This is a genomic window from Vibrio sp. 10N.286.46.A8 (assembly GCF_041470165.1).
GTDB lineage: Bacteria > Pseudomonadota > Gammaproteobacteria > Enterobacterales > Vibrionaceae > Vibrio > Vibrio tasmaniensis_A.
Window position 1 is genome coordinate 1 of record NZ_JBFRLX010000336.1, and the last position, 769, is coordinate 769.

General features: G+C 42.3%; 1 protein-coding gene. It reads left to right on the top strand.

The window, feature by feature from the left end; genetic code table 11:
• Positions 1-68 precede the first annotated feature (68 nt).
• Positions 69-626, top strand: coding sequence for a PhnA domain-containing protein (locus AB4232_RS22185; RefSeq protein ID WP_009845316.1), 558 nt, complete (start codon positions 69-71; stop codon positions 624-626).
• Positions 627-769 lie beyond the last annotated feature (143 nt).

Consider the following 769-nt stretch of genomic DNA (forward strand, 5'->3'; position numbering starts at 1 on the left):
CTCTTTCTTTATTGTAAATAAAGTGGATAATAGCCCCGTAATTAATACCTAATAAATGTGAGTCCATTATGTCTTCTGAAGCTACTATGCTAGAACGCTGCCAATCTAAATGTGAACTATGTGGTTCTGATTCTTCTCTTACTGCGTACGCAGTACCGCCACACAGCCACGTAACAGTGGATCACGGCATCATGGTATGTGACAAATGCCTTGGTGAGATTGACGAGCCTAAAGATATCAACCACTGGCGCTGCCTAAGCGACAGCATGTGGAGTCAAGAGGCACCAGTTCAAGTAACGGCATGGCGTCAACTTACTCGTCTGAACACTGAAAGCTGGGCTCAAGACGCACTAGACATGATGTACCTTGAAGAAGAAACATCAGTTTGGGCACAAATCGGCATGTCTGCTGATGACAAGCCTCTTGATGTGAACGGCGTTGAGCTTAAAAAAGGTGACGACGTAACAGTAATCAAAGACCTTCCAATCAAAGGCACTAACCAAGTAATTAAGCAAGGTACTGTTATTCGTGGCATCAGCGTTGGTGACGATCCTAAGCTTGTTTCTGGTAAAACAAATGGCGGTCAATCAATGTACGTAATCGCTGAGTTCTGCCGTAAGAAGTAATGACTTTTTACTCGTAGAATTAAGAAAGGCGCTCAATTGAGCGCCTTTCTTGTATCTATAATCTAACCATTCTTAATTTAGTTATTTCTCAACCAAACATCTTGGTTTTTAGGTGCTTTCTTCTTTTTCTTCTTGCCAGTTCC

Bases quoted from the DNA above. Each gene is read 5' to 3' on its own strand.
- AB4232_RS22185 (WP_009845316.1), top strand. From the start codon at position 69: ATGTCTTCTGAAGCTACTATGCTAGAACGCTGCCAATCTAAATGTGAA.